General features: G+C 69.5%; 23 protein-coding genes. 11 read left to right on the top strand and 12 right to left on the bottom strand.

Annotation, left to right across the window (positions count from 1 at the left end; translation table 11 throughout):
* The first annotated feature begins 41 nt into the window (after positions 1–41).
* Both ACSQ2H_RS14690 and ACSQ2H_RS14685 read left to right on the top strand, forming a co-directional pair.
* The gene (locus ACSQ2H_RS14690; protein ID WP_436062129.1) at positions 42–1772 is read left to right on the top strand and encodes a GMC oxidoreductase; all 1731 of its coding nucleotides are present in this window, start codon (positions 42–44) and stop codon (positions 1770–1772) included.
* Complete coding sequence (locus ACSQ2H_RS14685; protein ID WP_436062128.1) at positions 1772–2332, top strand: gluconate 2-dehydrogenase subunit 3 family protein; 561 nt, start codon at positions 1772–1774, stop codon at positions 2330–2332. The genes ACSQ2H_RS14690 and ACSQ2H_RS14685 overlap by 1 nt, the downstream gene beginning before the upstream one ends.
* Here ACSQ2H_RS14685 and ACSQ2H_RS14680 read toward each other — a convergent pair whose 3' ends face one another.
* From ACSQ2H_RS14680 to ACSQ2H_RS14660, 5 genes are all read right to left on the bottom strand, one after another.
* Entirely contained in the window at positions 2333–3037 is a 705-nt protein-coding gene (locus ACSQ2H_RS14680) for a DUF3313 family protein (RefSeq protein ID WP_436062127.1), read from the bottom strand.
* A gap of 103 nt (positions 3038–3140) precedes the next feature.
* Positions 3141–4004 carry a bile acid:sodium symporter family protein gene (locus tag ACSQ2H_RS14675; protein WP_436062126.1) on the bottom strand — a complete coding sequence of 288 codons (864 nt, stop codon included), beginning with the start codon at positions 4002–4004 and terminating at the stop codon, positions 3141–3143.
* A gap of 33 nt (positions 4005–4037) precedes the next feature.
* A complete protein-coding gene (locus ACSQ2H_RS14670) occupies positions 4038–4643 on the bottom strand; it encodes a DUF4136 domain-containing protein (protein ID WP_436062125.1) in 606 nt (201 codons plus the stop codon).
* 137 nt (positions 4644–4780) lie between these two features.
* Entirely contained in the window at positions 4781–5143 is a 363-nt protein-coding gene (locus tag ACSQ2H_RS14665) for a DUF1622 domain-containing protein (protein WP_436062124.1), read from the bottom strand.
* 19 nt (positions 5144–5162) lie between these two features.
* Positions 5163–5591, bottom strand: coding sequence for an EF-hand domain-containing protein (locus tag ACSQ2H_RS14660; RefSeq protein ID WP_436062123.1), 429 nt, complete (start codon positions 5589–5591; stop codon positions 5163–5165).
* A 324-nt stretch (positions 5592–5915) separates the two neighbouring features.
* Between ACSQ2H_RS14660 and ACSQ2H_RS14655 the strand changes: the two genes are divergently transcribed.
* On the top strand, positions 5916–6698 hold the full coding sequence (locus ACSQ2H_RS14655; protein WP_436062122.1) for a hypothetical protein: 783 nt from the start codon (positions 5916–5918) through the stop codon (positions 6696–6698).
* Here the strand turns inward: ACSQ2H_RS14655 and ACSQ2H_RS14650 are convergent.
* The 5 genes from ACSQ2H_RS14650 to ACSQ2H_RS14630 form a co-directional block, all read right to left on the bottom strand.
* A complete protein-coding gene (locus ACSQ2H_RS14650) occupies positions 6695–7639 on the bottom strand; it encodes a formylglycine-generating enzyme family protein (protein ID WP_436062121.1) in 945 nt (314 codons plus the stop codon). The genes ACSQ2H_RS14655 and ACSQ2H_RS14650 overlap by 4 nt on opposite strands.
* Positions 7640–7946: 307 nt before the next feature.
* Entirely contained in the window at positions 7947–8528 is a 582-nt protein-coding gene (locus ACSQ2H_RS14645) for a hypothetical protein (RefSeq protein ID WP_436062120.1), read from the bottom strand.
* A gap of 10 nt (positions 8529–8538) precedes the next feature.
* Positions 8539–9315 carry a DUF2092 domain-containing protein gene (locus ACSQ2H_RS14640; protein WP_436062119.1) on the bottom strand — a complete coding sequence of 259 codons (777 nt, stop codon included), beginning with the start codon at positions 9313–9315 and terminating at the stop codon, positions 8539–8541.
* Positions 9312–10613, bottom strand: a complete 1302-nt coding sequence (locus tag ACSQ2H_RS14635) for a DUF1254 domain-containing protein (RefSeq protein ID WP_436062118.1) — start codon at positions 10611–10613, stop codon at positions 9312–9314. Before ACSQ2H_RS14635 ends, ACSQ2H_RS14640 begins: the two co-directional genes overlap by 4 nt.
* A 96-nt stretch (positions 10614–10709) precedes the next feature.
* Positions 10710–11345: a response regulator gene (locus ACSQ2H_RS14630; RefSeq protein WP_436062117.1), complete on the bottom strand. Its 636-nt coding sequence runs from the start codon at positions 11343–11345 to the stop codon at positions 10710–10712.
* Positions 11346–11575: 230 nt separating this feature from the next.
* Between ACSQ2H_RS14630 and ACSQ2H_RS14625 the strand changes: the two genes are divergently transcribed.
* A complete protein-coding gene (locus ACSQ2H_RS14625; RefSeq protein ID WP_436062116.1) occupies positions 11576–13078 on the top strand; it encodes a PAS domain-containing protein in 1503 nt (500 codons plus the stop codon).
* A 1-nt stretch (position 13079) separates the two neighbouring features.
* Here ACSQ2H_RS14625 and trhA read toward each other — a convergent pair whose 3' ends face one another.
* A complete protein-coding gene (gene trhA / locus ACSQ2H_RS14620) occupies positions 13080–13742 on the bottom strand; it encodes a PAQR family membrane homeostasis protein TrhA (RefSeq protein WP_436062115.1) in 663 nt (220 codons plus the stop codon).
* A gap of 175 nt (positions 13743–13917) precedes the next feature.
* Between trhA and ACSQ2H_RS14615 the strand changes: the two genes are divergently transcribed.
* The 5 genes from ACSQ2H_RS14615 (at position 13918) to ACSQ2H_RS14595 (ending at position 19034) form a co-directional block, all read left to right on the top strand.
* Positions 13918–15801: an ATP-binding protein gene (locus ACSQ2H_RS14615; RefSeq protein ID WP_436062114.1), complete on the top strand. Its 1884-nt coding sequence runs from the start codon at positions 13918–13920 to the stop codon at positions 15799–15801.
* Positions 15798–16478, top strand: coding sequence for a response regulator transcription factor (locus ACSQ2H_RS14610; RefSeq protein ID WP_436062113.1), 681 nt, complete (start codon positions 15798–15800; stop codon positions 16476–16478). Before ACSQ2H_RS14615 ends, ACSQ2H_RS14610 begins: the two co-directional genes overlap by 4 nt.
* Positions 16479–16672: 194 nt before the next feature.
* Positions 16673–18085, top strand: coding sequence for a pilus assembly protein TadG-related protein (locus ACSQ2H_RS14605; protein ID WP_436062112.1), 1413 nt, complete (start codon positions 16673–16675; stop codon positions 18083–18085).
* Positions 18082–18645, top strand: a complete 564-nt coding sequence (locus ACSQ2H_RS14600; RefSeq protein WP_436062111.1) for a TadE/TadG family type IV pilus assembly protein — start codon at positions 18082–18084, stop codon at positions 18643–18645. Before ACSQ2H_RS14605 ends, ACSQ2H_RS14600 begins: the two co-directional genes overlap by 4 nt.
* A gap of 5 nt (positions 18646–18650) precedes the next feature.
* On the top strand, positions 18651–19034 hold the full coding sequence (locus tag ACSQ2H_RS14595; protein ID WP_436062110.1) for a TadE/TadG family type IV pilus assembly protein: 384 nt from the start codon (positions 18651–18653) through the stop codon (positions 19032–19034).
* A 12-nt stretch (positions 19035–19046) separates the two neighbouring features.
* Here the strand turns inward: ACSQ2H_RS14595 and ACSQ2H_RS14590 are convergent, their stop codons facing one another.
* On the bottom strand, positions 19047–19235 hold the full coding sequence (locus tag ACSQ2H_RS14590) for a hypothetical protein (protein ID WP_436062109.1): 189 nt from the start codon (positions 19233–19235) through the stop codon (positions 19047–19049).
* A gap of 95 nt (positions 19236–19330) precedes the next feature.
* On the opposite strand from ACSQ2H_RS14590, the gene ACSQ2H_RS14585 reads away from it, so the two are divergent.
* Together ACSQ2H_RS14585 and ACSQ2H_RS14580 are read left to right on the top strand one after the other, a co-directional pair.
* Positions 19331–20290, top strand: a complete 960-nt coding sequence (locus tag ACSQ2H_RS14585; RefSeq protein WP_436062108.1) for an ABC transporter ATP-binding protein — start codon at positions 19331–19333, stop codon at positions 20288–20290.
* Positions 20287–21261, top strand: coding sequence for an ABC transporter permease (locus tag ACSQ2H_RS14580; RefSeq protein ID WP_436062107.1), 975 nt, complete (start codon positions 20287–20289; stop codon positions 21259–21261). Before ACSQ2H_RS14585 ends, ACSQ2H_RS14580 begins: the two co-directional genes overlap by 4 nt.
* The last annotated feature ends 135 nt before the right edge of the window (positions 21262–21396 follow it).

Below are 21396 nucleotides of genomic sequence, written 5' to 3'. Positions count from 1 at the left end.
ACCAGGCGGATCGCGCCGCCGTACTGAGACCGGGGGGAATGATGGCCAATCTGAACGGCCGTTCGCGCCAGGAAAACACCTATGACGCCATCGTCGTCGGCAGCGGGATCAGCGGGGGCTGGGCCGCCAAGGAGCTGACGCAGAAGGGTTTGAAGACCCTGGTGCTGGAGCGCGGGCCGATGGTCCGCCACCTGGAAGACTATCCGACGGCGATGACCGATCCGTGGGACACCAAGTACCCGCAGGGCAAGCTGCCGGCCGACCAGCTGAAGGCGCAATATCCGGTGCAGTCGCGCACCGGCTACACGGTCACCGAATACACCAAGCACTTCTTCGTCCGGGACGACGAGAACCCCTACACCGAGGAAGAGCGCTTCGACTGGATCCGCAGCTACCAGGTGGGCGGGCGCTCGCTGACCTGGGGCCGGCAGAGCTATCGCCACAGCCCGATGGACTTCGAGGCCAACGCCCGCGACGGGATCGCCGTCGACTGGCCGATCCGCTACGCCGACCTGGCGCCCTGGTACGACTATGTGGAGCGCTTCATCGGCGTCTCGGGCCAGAACGAGGGCCTGCCGCATCTGCCGGACGGCCAGTTCCAGCCTCCGATGGAGATGAACTGCGTCGAGAAGGCCTTCAAGTCGCGGGTCGAGGGCCGGTTCGGCGAGCGCCGGATCACCATGGGCCGCGCCGCGCACCTGACCGAGCCGACCGAGGAGCAACTGAGCCTGGGGCGCAGCAAGTGCCAGCACCGCAACATGTGCATGCGCGGCTGCCCGTTCGGCGGCTACTTCAGCTCGAACTCGGCGACCCTGGTGGCGGCCGAGCGGACCGGGAACCTGAACCTGCGGCCGAACGCGATCGTCACCTCGCTGATCTATGACGCCAAGGCCGGCAAGGCGAGCGGCGTGCGGATCCTCGATTCCGAGACGATGAAGGAAGTGGAATACTACGCCGAGGTGATCTTCCTCTGCGCCTCGGCCCTGAACTCGACCTGGATCCTGCTGAACTCGACGAGCTCGCGGTTCGAGAACGGCTTCGGCAACGGCAGCGACCAACTGGGCCGCAACGTCATGGACCACCACTTCCGCGTCGGGGCCAAGGCCGACGTCGAGGAGTTCGCCGACAAGTATTATTCCGGCCGCCGGCCGAACGGCATCTACATCCCGCGCTTCCGCAACCTGGGCGACGCGGCGACCAAGAAGGACTTCCTGCGCGGTTATGGCTACCAGGGCGGGGCCTCGCGCCCCGGCTGGGACCGCGACCTGGCGGGCGAGGGCTTCGGCGCCGAGCGCAAGAGCGCCCTGACCCAGCCCGGCCCGTGGACGATGTCGCTGGGCGCCTTCGGCGAGATCCTGCCCTACGAGGACAACCGCGTGACCCTGAACCACGCGGCCAAGGACAAGTTCGGCCTGCCGACCCTGTCGGCCAAGGTGTCGATCCGCGAGAACGAGAAGGCCATGCGCAAGGACATGCAGGCCGCAGCCGTAGAGATGCTGGAAGCCGCGGGCTTCATGAACGTGCAGGCCGCCGATCTCGGCTACGCGCCGGGCCTGGGCATCCACGAGATGGGCACGGCGCGGATGGGCCGCGACCCGAAGACCTCGGTGCTGAACGCCCACAACCAGGTCCACGAGTGCACGAACGTCTATGTCACCGACGGCGCGGCCATGACCTCGGCCTCCTGCGTGAACCCGTCGCTGACCTACATGGCGCTGACCGCCCGGGCCGTCGACCACGCGGTCCAGGCCAAGCGCAAGGGGGACCTGTGATGCTGAACCGTCGCGACGCGTTCCGGGGCCTGGCCCTGACCATGGGCATGGTGTCGGTCGGCTTCGCCGGCCCGGTCGCCGCCGCCCTGCCGCCGCTGTCCTGGACGCCCAGCGCGCTCGACGCCGAGCAGGCCCGGGCGCTGGACGCCGCGGCCGAGCTGATCGTGCCCAAGACCGACACCCCTGGGGCCCGCGAGGCGAAGGTCCCGCAGTTCGTTGACCGCGCCGTCGCCACCTATCTGCAGGCGCCGCAGGTCGAGCTGCTGAAGACCGGGCTGACGCAGATGAACGCCGATGCGCGGGCCGCGCACGGCAAGGCCTTCGCCGACCTGACGGGCGCCCAGCAGACCGCGCTGCTGACCCGCTACGACCAGGAGGCGGCCGCCGCCCGCAAGGCCTGGAAGCCGCGCCACTTCTTCTCGCTGCTGAAGGAGTACGTGACCATCGGCTACTTCACCTCCGAGCCGGGCGCGACCCTGGCGCTGCGCTACGAGCCGGTGCCGGGCGAGTACCACGGCTGCATCCCGCTGGCCGAGGTCGGCCGGGCCTGGGCGCTGTAGCTAGCGCCGCTGGGCCACCGGGTTCTCGGGGATCGGCGACATGGCCTTGAGCTCGGCCATGGCGTCGAGGCTGATCTTCGCCCAGCGCTTGAACAGCATGGTGAAGTCCGAGCGGTTGGTGACGCTGTTGCGCATGTAGGGGCCGGTGTCGCCGGCTTCGCGCGAGTCGATGGCGCGGCCGAGCAGGGCGCCGGTCTCGGAGTCGCGCGCCTCGATCACCACGGTGGCCGAGCCGGCCTCCTGGCTGAAGGTGCGCGAGCGGCCGGCCATCGGGCGGTCGGGGGCGGTGACATAGAGATTGGCGACGCCGGTGCGCAGGCGCAGGACGTCCGGGCCGGGCGCGGTGACCACCTGATAGCCGGCGTCGTTGTAGGCCTTGATGAACACCTCTTCGAAGCCGGTGCTGACGGCGTTGAGCATCTTCTGGGCGTCGTCCTTGGAGATGCGCTGCGAGAGGTCCATCGCCTCGTTGTTGTAGTCCCGCAGCCAGTTCTTGCGGAACGCGACGTCGGTCGGATCGAGCATCACCTTGGTGTAGCCGCGGAAGTCGGCGCCCGGCAGCACGTAGGCCGCGTCGAACCGCTTGGACTTCACGTTGGTCAGGCCGTCCCAGGTGGCGGGCGGCTCGGCGGCGAACGCCTGGGGCGCGGCGCTGCCCAGCAGGCAGAGGGCGGCGAGCGCGGTGACGACGGCGCGGCGGGTCATGGTGTGGCTCCCTGGCGAAACTTCAGCGTCACCTTGCGCCCCGCGCCCGGAGGCCGAAATCCGGGGAAACCCGCAGTGGCGGGCCAGGGAACCGCGGGGGCGCTCAGGCCGGCCGGGCGGCGGGATAGCGGCGCTTGAACCAGGCCTGGTAGAGCGCGCCCATGATCATGCTGACCAGCAGGTAGAGCAGCACCGCCGCGGTGATCCGCTGGTCGCCGAACGTGGTGTTGGCGATCAGCATGGCGATGCCGGGATGGCGCACCGAGCTGGCGACCGCCAGGGTGGCGCGGTCGTACTCCGCCGGCCCGCCCAGCACGTGGCCGCCGATCAGGGTGACCAGCGTCAGCCCGGCCATCGCCGCCGCGGCCCCGTCGCCGATCAGGCTGCGGACCGCCGGCCAAATGCTCACCAGGATCGGGACGAACACCAGCAAGACCAGCAGCATGCTGAGCCGGTAGACCCAGGGCACGATGCGTTCGGCGAAGTCGGGCGCGATGCGGCGGACGATCATGCCGAGCCCGAGCGGGATCAGCACGCCGGTGGCGACGGTCGCGGCGATGGTGTGGAAGGGCAGGGTCCGCTGGTGCCCGAACAGCCGCGCGGCGAGGTCGAAGACCACCGGCACGGCGATGATGGTGAGCAGCGCCATGGCGACATAGACGCCGTAGGCGTACTCCTTGCGCGCGCCGATCTTGAGCTGCTTGCCGGGCACCAGCGGCGGCACCGGCGAGATCGCCATGAGCATGATGCCGGCCTTCACCGCCGGCTCGAGCGGCAGCAGCCAGACCATGGCGGCGGCGGCGACCGGCGGGATGATCTCGACCGCCAGGACCGCCTTGATCAGCAGGCCCGGCCGCCGCAGCACGTAGAGCAGGTCGCCGTGCCCGGCCTTCAGGCCGACCGTCATGACGAGGCCGGCGAGGCTGAGGGTCAGCAGCAGCGGCAGGATCTGCTTGAGGGCTTCCATGTTCCGGCCGCCTCCGCGGCGAAGCGCTAGGGGTCAGGGCAGGGTCTTGACCATGTCGGCGAAGATCGCATTCACGCCGCTCTGGTCGGCGTCGCTCTCGTCGAGCCGCTTCTGGGAGGTGGCGCGCCAGGCGAGCTTGCCGCTGGCCCGATCGATCAGATCGAGCATCACCGTGCCTTCGACGTAATTGATGTTGCGGACGTCGACGTCCATCGGCGGGCCGTACATGCCCCAGCCGAAGCCGCCGATGCAGCCGCGGATGCCGCAGGCTGCGGGACCGCCCATCGGACCGCCAAAGGTGTCGACCCGGGTCTCGGTCCGGTTCTGCAGGCCGATGTGGTACTGCACGAGCAGGTTGGCCGAGGACTGGTCGGAGACCTGGCGATAGCCCCGGCCGGCCAGGGCGCCTTCGACGGCGGCCTTGACCCGGCCCTGGATGATGTCGTTGTCGATGCGCTTATCGCCCGAACCCGGCTGCGCGCCGGGCGCCCAGGCCCAGGTCGAGCCGGGCGCGACCGCGACGGTGCTGCTCTTGAGCACCGAGACGTTGCCGCCGGGGGTTTCGCAGGCGGTGAGGCCGAGCGTGGCCGTGGTCAGGCCCGCCGCCAGGGCCAGGGATTTCAGGACGCCGCTGCGCATGGTGACTTTCCCATCTTGGTTGCAAGCCGCTCGCCGCGGCTGTGCTGCGAAATGTCCGGCCCCGTCCCGAGGCCAGCAATCGGGTCAAACCCTGGACCGCCGGTGAGGTGCGGCTGACGCCAGATCGCCGGGGACGACTATTTCTCGGGTTCAGGGGCGCCCAGGGGCCGGCTGAAGACCTCCAGGTCCCGTTCGAGGAAATAGTTCAGCGCCGTGCGGATCACCGCGATGGCGGCGAGCTGGCCGATGTCGTCCCAGGTGGGGGCGATGGCGGTGCGGGCGATGTCGGCGGCGAGGGCGAACTCCAGCGCCAGGATGATCCAGCGTGCGAAGCGGGTCCAAACCTGCCGGCGGGTGAGCGCCGTCGGTCCCGACGACATCACCATGTAGCGGCCGGCCAGATAGACGCCCTCGATGACGCCGATGGCGATGCACAGCACGCAGATCATCTCCGCGATGAGCGCGACGTAGGTGGCCAGCTCTTGGAGAACGGATTCCATGGGGGCGTCGGCGACCGGCCTATTTGAGCTTCTTGGAGGCGGTCTTTTCGAGCTGGGCCGCCTCGCCGCGGGTGATCACGCCGTCGCCGTTGGGGTCCTTGGCCTTGAACCGTGCGGCGGTGTAGGCGTCGATCTCGGCCGGGGTCACGACGTTGTCCTTGTTGGCGTCCATGGCCTGGAACCAGCCGCCCTTGCCGACCAGGCCGGCGCGGTCGACGCCGCGTTCCTCAAGATCCATCCGAGTGCTGGCCGCCGCGCGGTCCCATTCCTGGGGGGTGATCTTGCCGTCCTTGTTGGTGTCGGCGCGCATCAGGAAGGCGCGGCGGGAGTCCTGGTACTCCTTGGGCGTGATCTTGCCGTCCTTGTTGGCGTCGGCGAGCAGCGCCTGGGCGGAGGCGCTGGTGGCCAGCAGCGAGAGGGCGGCGGCGGCGAGGACGAGGCGGTTCATGGCGGGGCCTTTCGTCTGGACGGATGTCGCCAGGATGCTCCCGCGTCGCGCGAGGCGGGGCCATTGGGCGTCCACCTGAGAGCGGCTGGGCGATGGGCCTGATGCGCCATTCCCGCAGCGGTGGTCAGGGTTGCACCCGATAGGCGCGCCGTGGGGCCGATGAAACCGTTGCCCGGTTAAGGCGAATAGGTGCGCGATGCTGCACGCAACAGAGGCAAGGGCCAGGCCCGTCCTGGCCGGGGCGCTGCTGGCGCTCTGCCTGAGTTCGGGCGCGCTGGCTCAGGCCGCCGCCTTAGGCGGCGCATTAGCGGGAGACGCTAAGGTATGAAGTTCGTTTCAGTATTTGGCGCAGCGGCGCTGGCGGTCGCGCCGGGCGTGGCCGCCGCCCAGGAGTCCGACGTCGAACTGGCCAAGAAGCTCGCCAACCCGGTTTCGGACCTGGTCAGCCTGCCGTTCCAGTTCAACTACGACTGCTGCTACGGCCCCTCGGACGGCGAGCGGGTGACGCTGAACATCCAGCCGGTGGTGCCGCTGCACCTGAGCGAGGACTGGAACCTGATCATCCGCACCATCGTGCCGGTGATCTCGCAGAGCGAGACCGCGCCGGGGCTCGGCGATCAGATGGGGTTCGGCGATACGCTGCAGACCTTCTTCTTCTCCCCGAAGACCGAGGGGTTCGTGCTGGGCTTCGGACCGGCGATCTCGTACCCGACCGGCACCGACGGGTTCAGCGCCCAGCAGTGGGCGGCGGGGCCGGCGGGCCTGGTGCTGAAGCAGCAGGGGCACATGACCTACGGGCTGCTGGCGACCCAGCTGTGGGCGGTCGACACCACCAAGCCCCAGGAGGTGAACACCACCCTGCTGCAGCCGTTCTTCAACTACACCTTCCCGAACACGACCGGCGTGGTGGTCAATTTCGAGAGCACCTACGACTGGACGCGCGAGCAGTGGACCGTCCCGATGAACGTCGGCGTGACCCACATGTACAAGTTCGGGGCGAACCAGAAGGTGCAGGCCGGCGTGTTCGGCCGCTACTACTTCGACAGCCCCGACGGCGGCCCCGACTGGGGCCTGCGCTTCGTGCTGACCTACCTGATCCCGTCCTAGGGACGCACGACCACGCGGAAGCCGACGTGGCTGGTCGAGGTGTCGATCGGCTGGGCGTGGCGCGCGGCCGGCCGGTAGCGGCGGCAGTAGGAGGGGGCGCAGAGATGCGAGCCGCCCTTCAGGACCTTGCGCGGAATGCGGATCTCCGGCTGGTTCGGGTCATAGCTGGCCTCCATCGCCGCCTGTGCGCGGCTGGTCGCGCAGCAGCCCTTGAAGGGTTCGGCCGAGGCGGTGGACCACCAGTCGGCGGTCCATTCCCAGGTGTTGCCGATCATGTCGGAGAGGCCATAGCCGTTCGCCGGGTAGGAGCCGATCGGCGAGGTGCGCGGCCAGCCGGTCTTGTCGAGGTTCTCGAACGGGAAGCGGCCGTGCCAGGTCTTGGCCATCGGCTTGCCGCCGGGCTCGAAGGCGTCGCCCCAGGCGTAGATCTTGCCGTCCAGGCCGCCGCGCGCGGCGTATTCCCACTCGGCTTCGGTCGGCAACTCCGCGCCGGCCCAGGCGGCGTAGGCCTCGACGTCGGCCCAGGAGACGTGGACCACCGGATGGTCCTCGATCCCCTCGAGCGAGCTGTCGGGGCCGTAGGGATGGCGCCAGTCGGCGCCGGCGACGTAGTGCCACCAGGCCCGGACGTCGTTCAGCGGCACCGGCCCGGCGGTCGGGATGAAGAGCAGCGAGGACGGGACCAGCATGGCCGGATCAGCGCCCGGATAGTCGGCCGGGTCGGCCGGCTTCTCGGCGTTGGTGACCCAGCCGGTGGCCTCGACGAAAGCGGCGAAGTCGCGGTTGCTGACCGGGCGGGCGTCCATCCAGAAGCCCTCGACCTCGACCGGCCGCATCGGGGCTTCCTCGGGATAGTGAACATCCGAGCCCATGCGAAAGCCGCCGCCCGGAATCCACACCATGCCGGGGCGCTGGTCGGGCGCGCGAAGCTGTCGCTGCATGTTGGGCATCCGATGTGTCCTCGATCCGCATTGGTTGTAGGCGATCTGACCACCGGCGGGAACGCTTGGCGATCCGGCGAAACCCCTAGCGAGCTTCGCGCATGGTTAGACCCCGCGCCCTCGAGAGTGACGCGGGGCCTGTCCAGGAGGTCGGGCCCGATGCCCGACTGACGGAGCGTTCCCCGGGGGGAGGGGAAGGAGCGATCCGACAAGGCCATCACAGCACCGCCCGTTAAGTACTGTGATCAGGTCGGCGCCTCAGGCGGGGCGTGGAATACCCCGAGGCCGAGAGGCCTCGGCGCCGGTCCTAGCCTGGGCGGTCCACGACCACGTAGACGACCGTGTCGCCTTCGTACCGGGGCGCGTAGTAGACGCCGCCGCACGAGTAGTAGGTGTAGCCGGAATAGGGGTATGGCGCGCAGGCTGGCGGCAGCGAATAGTAGCGCGAGCCAAGCGCCGCCGACGTCACCGCGGCCGCGGTGCCGAGGGCCACGCCCGCGGCCACCGGATGGTAGTCACGGTCGCCCCAGCCCCAGCCGTTGTCGTGATCGACGTCGATGTTGACGTTGTTGCCGACGTTGACGTTGCCGGTGTTGACCCGATTGCCGCTGCGATTGACGTTCGCGCCGCGATTGACGTTGGCCTGGCGGTTGGAGACGGCGGTGTTGCGGGCGCCGGCGTTGGAGCTGACATTCTGGCGCGACACGTTCTGGCGCGCCGGCGGCGTCGCGCGGGAGGCGGCCGGCCGGGCGCCCTGGACGCTGGAGCGGGCGCCGCCGCGGACCTGGTGCCCGCCGCCGCCGCCGCCGGGACGAGCCTCGGCGAGGACCGGGAACAGCGCCGCCGCCAGCGCCGCTGCGGTCAGGGACAGGCTATGGAACTTCCACATGCGGTGACTCCTACTTGGTGAGGGCGGTCAGGCGGATCGGCAGGGCCCCGGCAGGCGCCTTGAAGGCGAAGGTCTGGGCGTCGAAGGTCGGCTGGAAGTTCCACGACAGGGTGGCCGTGTACTGCGGCGCGCTGGGATCGGTGCGGTCGGTGATGACGATCTTGCGCGGGACCGGGGCGTCGCCCTGAGCGATCCAGATCTGCCAGTCGACGTCGGCCTCGCGGAACGCGTAGTGGTCGGTCATGGTCCCGTCGATCTTGGCCGGACCGACGTAGAGGGCTTCCTTGACCTCATCGGCGCGGCCGCCGCCCGGTTCGCTCCAGCGGAAGAGATCGGTCAGCGGCAGCTCGATGCCGTATTGCTGGCTGGCGAGGGTCAAGGTCTCGCGGATGGTCGGCGGGGCCTCGACCTGGGCGTAGTATTCGGTGCGCGGCGAAGAGACGGTCAGTTGCTTGCCGTCATAGGTGAAGCGGCGGTCCTTGTAGTCGCCCACCCTCTCGATGACGAACCGGTCGGGACGGCGCACCTTGAAGGTGGCGTCGTCGCCGAACTGCAGGCGCTGGCCGTCGTCCAGCACCAGGTCGAAGGCGCCCGTGGTCTTGAGTTCGAAGCTGGTCTGGCCGCCGAGGTAGGCGCTCATCCGCTTCATCGCCTCCATCGCGTCGGGATCGATGTCGCTGTCCGCCGAGGCGGCCGGGGCTGCGGGCGGCTGGGCGGGCTGGGCGAGCGCGGCGGTGGCGAGCAGGGCTGCGACGGCGGCGGCCGAGAGCCAGGGCACTGTTCTCATAACGGGGACTCCCGGTTTTCAGGTTGGGCGGTGAACGATCGACGCGACCCGCCGATGCGTTCGGGGGCGGGCGGGCGCCAGCCGCCTGCGAGCGCGACGGCCTTCGGCCAGTAGAGCTTGAGGCGCAGGCGCAGCCGCCCGGGCGGCGCGGGCAGCCAGTTGGGGGCGTCGGCCGGCTGGTGGTCGATGCGCACGGTCAGCGCCCCGTCCGGGTCGAAGGCCAGGGCGTCGCGGCTGTCGAGGCGTCTAGCCCCCTCTCGCAGCGCGCCGCTGGGCGCGCGGGCGGCCAGTCCTAGCGTCCAGAAGCCGTCGACCGGTGGTCCGGCGCCTGGCGCGAAGCGGACGAGGTACGGCTCCGAGCCCATCAGCGGGCGCCCGTCGGCGTCGCTGTCGCAGATCCACTGCTGCATGTCCTCGGGGGCGGCCGCGCCGAGGCCGGCCAGCAAGGCCGACGCGGAATTGTCCGCCCCGCCAGCGGAGACCGGCCGCCAGGCCGCGCCTTCGGCCGGATCCTGGTCGTGGATCACGCGCGCAATGCCGTCCGAGGTCCCGAGGGTCAGGGCGTCGCGCAGGGGCGTCTCGTCAGGGAGATGGAACGCCTTGCCCGGCACCAGGCCGATGCCGGTGAGGGCGGTGAGGTCAAGGTCCTCGACGGGATAGCGTGCGAGCAGCCGGGCCAGGTGATGAAACAGGCGATGCGGCGAGAGGGTGGTGACGGCGTCCAGGGCCGACTGCAGCGGCGGGTCGACCTGGCCGGCGAGCGGCCGCAGGCGGGCGTCGGGCGGTTCGGCCGGACCAAGCGCAAGCTTCCCGGCCAGGCTGCGGGCGGCGTCCAGGTCCTCTGGCGAGCGGGCGGCGATCCGCACGACGGCCCAGACCAGGTTGGTCGGCGCGCGCCGGGCGACGGCGTCCTTGGGCGCTTCGCCCCGCCAGCCGGGGCCGGCCAGCATGAGATCGAGGCCGCGTGGATGGGTGCGGGGATCGACCCGGCCGATGCGGCGGCCCCAGGCGTCGAACAGCGACACGGCCCAATAGCGGCCGCCCAGATTGGGGAGGGCGAGGAGCATCGGCCCCTCGCTGAGATCGATCCAGGCGCTGGCGCGCACGATCAGGTCGTCGTCGTCGGTCAGGCCGGGCGCGATGACGCTGCACTCGCTCGGCAGCGTCAGCACCTGGTTCATGCTGACAGGGTGCGTGCGGCGCACGGCGTCGACCAGCAGCAAGGGGAACCCGAGAACGACCCCGTCAGCGGCAGCGCGCCGGAGCTCGACCGGATTCGTCTGTAGTTGCGACGCCATGGGCGTAGACGCCTCCTTGTTGAGAGGAAGCGTCCCAGCGCACGCCAACCGCCGCCATCGGGTCAAACCCGATATCGGGGGCCGTCGGTAAGGGACTTAAGGCTGGATAAGATTGTGTTTTATGCCGAAACGAACGAACTCGGCGGCGGTTCGCACCCCTGCCTTGCGCATGGCCGCGGCCCGATGGCTCTCCACGGTCTTGACGCTGATCTGCAGCTGACGGGCGATCTGCTTGTTGGAGTTGCCCTCGGCGATCAACTGCGCGACCTCGAGCTCTCGCATGGTGAAGCTCTCAAGCCGTGAGCGTTTGCGTTCGCTGACCGCCGCCTCCAGCAGGAGTTCCGACACCGAGGAGGAGAAGTAGGGGCGGTTCGCCCCCAGGGCCGAGATGGCCGCCTCCAGGTGTTGTTCGCTCTCGCTCTTCAGCAGGTAGCCGCGGGCCCCCGCAGCCAGACCGCCGCTCACCGTCTCGTCGTCGTCGTGCATGGTGAACAGCAGGACGTTGGTCTGCGGCGAGTCCTGGCGCAACCGCCGGGTGACGGCCAGACCGTTCATGAGCGGCAGCGAAACGTCGATCACGGCGACATCGGGCTGCTCGACCGCGGCGAGTTCGACCGCGGCCTGGCCATCTGAAGCCTCGCCGCACACCTCCCACCCCGGATGGCTTTCGACGATGTCCCTTATCCCCCGCCGGACGATTTCGTGGTCGTCGGCGATCAAGATCCTCAGCATTCAACACCCCAGGTATGAATGCCTAGGGAATACACCCATCGGATTAGTTCGTGCATCAGTAAGATCACCCATATACCTTTGTTCTGGGGCATGTATTCTGGAAGGGTGTTTCTTCCGTCGGGGGAACGGGCGCCGCTGTTTGGGACTTCCTGAGGTCGTTCGACCTGGGAAGCGGGAGACGGACGATGGCGTTAGCCCATACCGACGCAGGCGCGGTGGAGCCGCGATGCGTGTCGGGACGCGACCTGGAACGTGACCATCCCGGCGCGGCGACGTCGCTGGTCGAACAGCGCGCAGGACAGATCAGATTCATATCGGCGAGCCCAGCTTTTGCGGCGCGGCTCGGCGCGCCCCAAGACCTGGGCGGCCGCCGGCTGGAAGAAGTCTGCAGCCCTGCCGACGCGCAACGGTTAAGCGCGCTCGTCGAGCAATGCGCGCAAGGCCGACGGCCCGGGCGCATCGATCGGGTGCTGCACTCCGATGCGTTTCCTCTGGGCGGCCGGGTCTGGGCCTTCCCCGTCGAGTGGGGAGCCGAAGGGGCCGATCAGGTCATCCTGGCGATTCCGCCCGCCGCGCGTCATCACCTGACCACGCGCAACGAGACCCTGTTCGACCATCTGGGGCCGATCAGCTCGGGGATGCTTTACGTCTACGACGTGGTCCAGCAGCGGACGCGCTACATCCATCCGGAGCTGGCCGAGAGCCTGGGCCTGTCGCCGTCCGGCGCGGGCCTGGTCGAGGTGCAGGACCGCCTGCACCCCGACGATCGCATGGTTCTGCAAAACCACCTGCAGGCGATGGCGGCGCTGCGGGACCACGAAGTCTGCGAGACGCAGTTGCGGCTGCGCGGGGCGGAGGGGGACTGGCGGATCGTGCAGTCGCGCGCGCGGGTGTTCTCGCGGACTCCGGAAGGCGCAGTCCGCCGGGTGATCGGCGTGGCGTCCGACGTCACCGTCGCGGTCGCCCAGGCTCAGGCCCTGGCGCGGGCGCAGGCGGATGTGGCGCGCGCCGAAGTGGACGAGCGGCGGCGGATCGGGCGGGAGTTGCACGACTCCACCGCCCAGCACCTCGTGGCCATCGGGCTGTCGCTGGCCGCGCTTGAGCGGCGCACGGTGTTCGACGACAGCCACCAGACGATCCTGCGCGACATCCGCAACTCGATCTCGGCGGCGCACCGGGAGATCCGCACGTTTTCGTTCATGCTGCATCCGCCGCAGGCGAGCGGTCGCGACCTGGTCGAGCGGCTGCGCGTCTTCGCCGACGGCTTCGGCCGGCGCGCCTCGCTGCGGATCTCGGTCGAGGTGGCGGGGCGTCCCGGCGCAACGTCCAGCGCGCAGGACGGGACGCTGTTCCGGATCTTCCAGGAAGCCTTGATGAACGTGCATCGGCACACGGCGGCGCGCTCGGTCCGGGCGGTGCTCAACTATGTCGGCGCCGAAGTCTCGCTGCTGATCGAGGACGACGGCGGGCGGCCGGCCAGCGGCCGCATCCCGAGCGTCGACGACGAGACCGGGGTCGGCATCAGCAGCATGCGGGGCCGGCTCATCGAGCTGGGCGGGCGGCTGGAGCTGGAGTCCGGCGCAGGCGGTCTGCGGTTGAAGGCGCAGCTGCCGTTGCAGGCGCGGCCCAACGAGGTGCGGCCTCCGGCGAAATTGTCGGACGGCGAGGAGCGCTCGTTCGCGCCTCGGCGGCCGCAGTTGGACGCCGAAGGCGCCCCGCCGGGATTGGCGTGACCTAGCGGGCGGTCAGCACGACGCCGAGCAGCACCGCGGCCCAGTGGACGCCGGCGCCGACCACGACATGGCCGTGCCAGATCGCCCGCGCGTAGCGTAGCTGCTTGTTGAGATAGAAGGCGACGCCGCTCGAATAGAGCAGCCCGCCGATCGCCAGCAGCAGCATCGTCAGGCTGGTGGCGTTGGCGAGCAGGGGCTTGAGCGCGACCAGGACGATCCAGCCGAGCAGCAGATAGGCCGCGACCCAGACCCGGCGTCCGATGCCGGGCAGCAGCACCTTGCCGAGCGCGCCGAAGGCGGCGACCGACCACACCGCCGCGGTCATCCCCCAGGCCCACGCGCCGGTCAGGGTCTGGGTCGTGAACGGCGTGTAGGAGCCGGCGATCATCAGGAAGATCCCGGCATGATCGAGCCGCCGCAGCGCCGGCCGAAAGCGCGGCTTGGCGAAGTTGTAGGCGGTCGAAAAGCCAAGCATGGCCAGCAGGCCCAGGGCGTAGATGCCGACCGCGAACGCCATGCTGAGCGACTGTGCGCGCACCGCCAGGGTGAGCAGCACGATCCCGCCGACCAGGGCGAGGGTCAAGCCGACGACGTGCACGACGAGGTCGGCGCATTTGGCGCTGGCGGTCGGATAGTGGCGGGGCGGAACCGCGGGCGGGCTCATGGGGGAGGCTCCTGATCCTGGCGTCGGCGGACGATAGCAGGTTCCGGGCCCGGCGCGAGCGGCGCCACAACGCCTGTTTGGCGAAAGGGCTTATTCGATCTGCATTTATGTGCTTACGATCATTGAAGTAATCGAAGGGTGATGCTTCCAGCCGCAACAGTGCAGGGATGTGTTCATGCCCGTCGGGCGCCAGGATGTCGGGCAGACGCGACCCTCAGGTGGGCGCCTGATCGGCCATGAGGGAGCGGCATACCTCGCCGCGTTCCTTCTGGTCCTGGTCGGGGCCGCCGTCGTCGACCTGGCGCTGATCAACGACTTTCATCTCGAACGCCTGAGCGCGGTGCTGCTGGCCGGGGTGCTGGTGGTGGCCGCGGCCCTAGGGCTGGTCTACGGGCTGGCGGCGGGCGCGGCGGCGTTGGCGGGGCTGCATCTGCTGGCCCAGACCCCGCTGCCGCAGGGATGGTTGTCGCAGGACGGCATGCTGTTCGGGCTGCTCTGCGCGGCGGTGGTCGCCGCGGGGCTTTATGCCGACGTGGCGCGGCGGCGCGAAAGCGCTGCGCGGGCGCTGATCGCGGCGGGCGGGCGGCTGTCGGCGCACGTCTCGGACACCGCGCTCGGCCAATTCATGCGCAGCGTCGGCGGCGAACGCCTCTCGGCCGCCGAGGTGCTGGAGAATATCGCCCGCACGGGCGTCTGCGCCCTGATCGTCGGCGCCGGCTGGGCGCTGGCGCGGGTGACAGGCGACGCCCTGGGCGCGGGCGCGATCCAACTGATCCTGACCGGCGCGGTGTTGCTCGCCGGCGCTTCGCTGGGGGCCAGCCTGGGCCTGGCCGGCGGGGTGCTGACGGTGCTGGCGGTGCTGGCGTTTCCGCCGTCGCAGGCGGGCCAGGCCGGCGGCGCGATGGTCGCGTTCGACCTGCTGATGTACGCGGCCTTCGGATGGGGCGCAGGGCATCTGGCCGATCGTCTGCAGCGCGAGCGGCGCGCGGTCGAGGGCCTGACCGCGGCGAGCCGCGAGTTCGCGGCCGGCGCCGACGAGGCGAGCGTGCGCCAGATCCTGCTCGAGAGCCTGGTCAAGGTCACTGGGGGCGGGGCGGTCGAACTGGTCGACGAGGCCGGCGGCGCGGCGCTGAGCACGCCGGACGACGGCCGGCGGACGCCGTCGGCTGCGACCGGGCGCTGGCGCGAGCGGGCGCTGACGTCGGACGGCCGGGTGGTGGGCGCGGTGCGCTGGCTGCCTGGAGCCCGTGAAGGCCGCAGCGGCGAGTTCGACGAGGTCGCCGCCGCGGTGGTCGATCTCGGCGCCTCGGCGATCGTGCGGGCGCGGCTGGGGGTCGAGAAGTCCGAGATGGAGTTCCGGGCCCGCACCGAGCAACTGCGCACGATCCTGCTCGACGCGGTCTCGCACCATTTCCGCTCGCCGCTGGCGGGCATCCTCGGCTCGGCGACCAGCATCCTGAACCTGCCCGAGCAGCACGACCGCGAGGCGCGGCGTGAGCTGCTGCTGATCATCAAGGAGCAGGCCAACCGGCTGAACCGCTATGTCGAGAACTTCCTCAGCGTGGCGCGGCTGGAGTCCGGCGCGATCGACGTCAACCCGACCGAGGTGGCGCTGGAGCCGCTGCTCTACGACGTCTGGGAGACGTTCGGCGAGGCCGGCGGCGCGCGGCGGTTCCTGCATGTGGAGGTCGGCGAGGCGAGCGTCACGGCCGACCCCGCCCTGCTGGCCCAGGTGATCGGCAACATCCTCGAGAACGCCATCAAGTTCAGCGCCGAAGGCTCGATGGTCGGCGTGCGCGCGCGGCGCGAGGGCGAGGCGGTGATCCTCGAATTCACCGACCAAGGGTGCGGCGTGGCGCCCGGCGCGGAGGACCGGATCTTCGGCCGGTTCTTCCGCGGCCAGGGCACGGCGGCGCCGGGCCTGGGGCTCGGGCTCTACATCACGCGCAGCCTGGTCGAGATGCTGGGTGGTTCGGTCCGGGCGCAGAACCGGTCGGACGGGGAGGGCGGGCTGGTGATCAGCGTCAGTCTGCCAGCGACAAAAGGGGAAGCGCCATGAGCGCAGCAAGCATTCTGATCGTCGAGGACGAGGAGCAACTGCAAAGGATGCTCCGCTCGACGCTGACCCAGGCCGGCTACATGGTGACCACGGCCAGGTCCGGACTCGAGGCGCTGGAACAGCTGGTGCGCAACGAGTTCGGGGTGGTGCTGCTGGATCTCGGCCTGCCGGACATGGACGGCAAGGAGGTGATCGCCCAGGCGCGCGCGATCACCCGAGCCCCGTTCCTGGTGGTGTCGGCCCGCGGCTCGGAGCGCGAGAAGATCGCGGCCCTGGACCTCGGCGCCAACGACTATGTCGCCAAGCCGTTCGACATGGGCGAGCTCATGGCCCGCATCCGCGTGGCGCTGCGCATCCCGCAGCCGGCGCCGGCCAGCAAGCCGACGGCGAAGGGCCTGCATGTCGATGTCGCGGTGCGGCGCGCGACGGTCGACGGCGCCTCGGTGCGGCTGTCGCGCAAGGAGACCGAGCTGCTGGCGCTGCTGATGGAAGCGCACGGCGAGGTCGTGACCCATGACGCGATCATCGAGGCGATCTGGGGCCGCGGGACCGACGCCGACTACATGAACGTGCGGGTGCTGGCCTGGCAGGTCCGGCGCAAGATCGAGCCGGACGGAGCCGCGCCGCGGTTCCTGATCGCCGAGGCCGGGCTAGGGTATCGGCTGAGCCTGGATTGAGGAGTTCGCTGCGTACTTTCCAGTAAATGTGGATATTAAGATTTGTGTTAAGAAATTCGGGTTCGCTCTGTGTTTGAAGATATGCGGTAGATTCCCGTATTGGGTGTTCGACTATTGAATTGATCTGCGAGTTGGACTTCTATTGAGCTCCGGCGTCGCGCTCGGAGCGACGCCCAGCAGGTGGGCTGTCTGTCATGGGCGGAGTCTGCAAGCCATTACAGGATGTGACGCGGAGGCTGCTGGCGCGGCTGTCCGGCCTGGCCGTGGAGCGTCGCGGCAGCGTCAGTCCGATGCTGACCCTGATGATCATTCCGCTGGTCGGCATGCTGGGCATGGCCACCGAGGCCTCCAGCTGGTTCTTCGCCCAGCGCTCGATGCAGGCCGCGGCCGACGCCGCGGTCCTGGCCGCGGCGACCAATGGCTGCGATGCGACCCAGGCGACCTGCGTCGCCGCCCGGACCCCTTACTACAATGTCGAAGCCAGGTCGGTGGCCAGCCGGTTCGGCTATGTCGACGGCACGGCCGATACGACGGTGACCGCGGTCAACAATGCGACCTGTCCGGCGCCGCTGACCGGTTCGAACTGCTATCGGGTGACGATCGAGCGGAAGATGCCGATTAACCTGACCCGGATCGTCGGCTTCCAGGGCGACGCGACAACCGACGCGGGACCGGCGCAGACGGTGCAGGCGTCAGCCGTGGCATCGCCGAAGACCAAGGACACTTACTGCCTGCTGGCCCTGGCCTCGGGCGGGGTCAACACCGACGGTATCCGCTGCAATGGCTGTTCCAAGGCTGACCTGTCCGGGTGCCGGGTGGCGACCAACGGCAGGGCGCGCTGCAATGGCGGAAATCTGAACGCGGACGGCTCCGACGCGGGTGGAAGTCAGAGCAATTGTGCTGCTGGCGGTACGGGGACGACAGGCGTCGCCCATAAGGACGATCCCTATACCGGGCTTGCGTCGAACATTCCGACGCAACAATGCTCAAACCCTTCCAACAGAAATAGCTATCCGCAGACGACCGCCAGCAACCCGCTTTCGGGCAACATTACGTTGCCTGCGTCGCCGCCGCCGTACTGCGGCAACGTCAATCTGAAGGGCGACGTGACGGTCACAACGCCTCCGGGTGGCAGCGTCATGGTGATCCGGAACGGAAGCTTGAACGTTGGCAACTTCACGCTGAAGACGGCCCCCGGGTCGGGCCTGACTATCATTTTCACCGGGCCGACCGGCATTTCGGGATTGAGTCCGAGCTACATCCCAACTGGCAGCGGCACGCTTGATATCGCCGCGCCGACTTCGGGAAACTGGTCGGGCGTGGCGATCTATCAGGATCCGGCGCTGACTTCGGGCGTCAACTGGTCGGCGGCGGGCAGCAGCCCTACCTGGAATGTCACCGGCCTAATCTACCTGCCGAAAGCGGCCGTGACGGTGAGCGGGATCGTCAATAAGGCCAGCAACGGCCACAATTGTTTCGCTCTGGTCGTCGACACTTTCCTCTCCAACGGCACGACGACCTTCCTGGAAAAGCAGACCGAGTGTCCGCAGGCGGGGCTGAAGCCCCCGACCGGCGCGGACGCGACGCGAACGGCGCTGGTCCAATGAGCGCGCGCGGACAGAAAGCCGCCGGGTTCTGGCGGGACGACGCCGGCGCGGCGGCGGCCGAGTTCGTGCTGTGGCTGTCGCTGCTGATCCTGCCGCTGATCAACGCCGTCGACCTGGGCGTCTATGTCTTCAAGAAGATGCAGGTGGAAACCGCCGCCCAGGCCGGGACGCATGCGGTCTGGCGCTCGTGCGATCGGAGCGCGAAGCTGCCGGCGGTGACCAACTGCACGGGGCTGGCCGCGACCATCCAGACGGCGGTGCAGTCGACAAGCCTCGGCTCGACAGTGACGGTGGCGGCCGGGAGCCCGGCCGAGGGCTACTACTGCGTCAACAGCGCCGGCGCGCTGACCCTGGTCGGCACGGCGGGCACGCTGGGATCGGCGCCGGCCAAGCCCAACCCGTTCACCTGCGCCGGGCAGTTCAGCGGATCGACCACGGCGCCGGGCGACTATGTGCGGGTCACGGTGACCTATCCCTACGAGCCGATTTTCGCTCAGGCCTCGATCGCCAGCCTGCTGACCACGCCGATCACCAAGACCGCCTGGATGAGGCTGAACTGATGGGCGTGGTGCGGACCCTGATAGGTAAGCTGCGGCGTGACGAGGCGGGATCCTCTGCGGTCGAGTTCGTATTGATCCTGGTGCCGACGATCCTGTTGACCATCGGGGCGATCAATCTGAGCCTCATGGTCTATACGGTCGCGAACCTGAACTATGCGGCCGAGGACGCGGCGCGTTGCTATGCGGTGAAGAAGACCACCTGCACCAACAACGCCACGATCAACACCTATGCCCGGGCGCGCTATAAGGGGCCGGGCGTTCCGAACTTCGCGGCCACCACCCCGACCTGCGGCAATCAGGTGGTCGGCACTGTGCCTTACGTATTCACCACGGGGCTTACCTCGACGACGTTCACGCTGTCGTCGCAGGCTTGCTATCCGGCGACCTGACCACGTCTCCGGTCAGATCAGGTTGAGACCGAGCTTTGCGGTGAGGGTGGGCAGCAGCAGCGTGTACTGGACCAGGGCGATCGCGTAGAGCGATCCGAGCACCGGCCGGCCTTCGCGGAAATTGATCACCACGCCGGCCAGCAGCGGCCCGCTGATCGGGCCGACGAGGAAGTACGGCGCCAGTCGCTTGAAACGGGACACCTTCGGCCCTCCAGGACGCTGTAGTCATCGCGTGAGCATGGCCGCAGTCAGCAGCGTTAGCAAAAGATTAATCGCCCCAGGCGAGCCTGGGTCTCATGCAGACTGGGGCCGCCGCCTTGCGCGTCGATGCGCTCGCCAAGCGTTTCGCAGGCGGGGGAGGGGTCGTCGACGTCTCCATGCGGCTGGCGGCCGGCAGCATCACGGGTTTCATCGGCGTCAACGGCGCGGGCAAGAGCACGACGCTTCGCTGTATCCTTGGACTGCTCGAGCCCGATGCGGGCCAGATCGAGATGTTCGGCGGACCGGCCGACCGCAACGCGCGGCGGCGGGTCGGCTTCCTGCCCGAGGAGCGCGGCCTGTTTCCCCGCGAGCGGGCGCGCGACGTCATCGCCTTTCATGCGCGGCTGAAGGGGCTGGAGAAGGCGGCCGCCTTCCAGGCCGCCGATCGGCTGCTGGAGCGCATCGGCCTGGCCGACCGCCGCCGCGCGCGGGTCGGCGAGCTGTCGAAGGGCAACGCCCAGCGGGTGCAGCTGCTCTGCGCGCTGGCGCACGGGCCGGACCTGCTGATCCTCGACGAGCCGTTCTCGGGCCTTGATCCCATCGCCCAGGGCGAGGTGCATTCGCTGTTTTCTGAGTTCCGGGCCGGCGGCGGGGCGATCCTGTTCTCGACCCACGCGATGAACGCGGCCGAAAGCCTGTGCGACGAGGTGGTGATCCTGGCCGGCGGCCGCACGGTGTTCGAGGGCGCGGTCGCCGAGGCCGCCGCGGCCTCGCCGCATGGGGCAGTGGTGGTGACGTCGGACGACGCCGGACTGGCGCGGGCCGTCGCGGCGGTCGGCGGAAGCCTTGTGCCGATGGCCTCGCGAATGGGGGAGGCCGCGCGCTGGCGCGTGACCTTGCCGGCCGAGGTGACGCACCCGGCGCTGATGCGGGCCCTGGCCGACCAGTCCGTGCCGATCTTCGCGTTCGAGCCGATCAAGTCGGATCTGGAAGGCGCCTTCTGGCGGCTGGCCTCCGAGCCGCCGCCGGCGCGCGAGGAGCGCAAGGTCGCATGAACCATCCGATCTGGCTCATCGCCGGCCGCGAGTTCCGCGCCTATGTGACCACGGCCAGCTTCTGGGTGGCGCTGGCCATCGGCCCGCTGCTGACCGGCGGGGCGCTGCTGGCGGCGCGGACGCCGCCGCCGGCCCAGGAGCAGTTGGTGGTCACGGCTGAGGCCGGCGGCTGGGAAGCCCGGTTCAGCGACGATTTCCCGCTGTCGCCGGCCGCGCGAGCGCAGGTGCTCGAGATCCTGCGCGGCGAGGGCCAGGCGGTTTCGGCCGCTGCGCCGGCCCCGCAGCGCGAGACCGCCGACCTGTCGCGATTTGCGCTGGTCATGCTGCTGTGGGTGACGCTGGTCGGTTCGCTGGGGATGCTGCTGCAGGCGGTGGTCCGCGAGCGGGCCAACCGGGCGCTGGAGATCCTGATGTCGGCGGCCCGGCCGCTCGACGTGGTGCTGGGCAAGGTGCTCGGGGTCGGGGCGGTGTCGGTCGTGGTGATCGGCGTCTGGCTGTCGGCGCCGGCCGCCGCGGCGTTGTTGCATCCGGGGCCGGCGACGGCGGCGCTGGCGGCGTTCGCCGATCCGCTGCTGCTGGCGCGGGCCGCGGTGATCTACCTGCTGGCGTTCGGCTTCTACGGCTTCCTCACCGTCGCCGCCGGGGTGATGGCGCGCGACAGCGCCGACGCCCAGAACCTGGCCCGGCCGATGTTCGCGGTGCTGCTGGTGGCGTTCTTCACGACGATGGCGGCCGCGGGGGGCGCAGGGGAGAAGACGGCGTGGCTGACTTTCGTGCCGCCGTTCACGCCGTTCATGCTGCTGGTGCGTCCGGCGACCCCCGTCGTGGAGGTCGTGGCGCTCGCCGAGCTGCTGGCCGCGACGGTGCTGGCGGGCTGGTGCGCCAGTGAAGTGCTGCGTCGAGGCGTGTCTCCGATCCGTCTCCGCTCACTTTTTTCGAGTCGATTGAAGACGTCGGCGCGCGATTACTGAATTTACGCACCTCTCTCTAGGTTGAGCGCGAAGCGGTTCTCAAAAACATCGCTGAGTTGAGGTGTTCGCGCGCCAGGGCAGGCCGCCTGGGCGCGGCTGCACGCCAGTGGGGAAAAGCCAGTTCGTCGAGGCGCC

The sequence above is a fragment of the Phenylobacterium sp. LjRoot97 genome (assembly GCF_964254345.1).
Taxonomy (GTDB): domain Bacteria; phylum Pseudomonadota; class Alphaproteobacteria; order Caulobacterales; family Caulobacteraceae; genus Phenylobacterium.
This window is presented reverse-complemented; position numbering and strand designations above follow the sequence as displayed.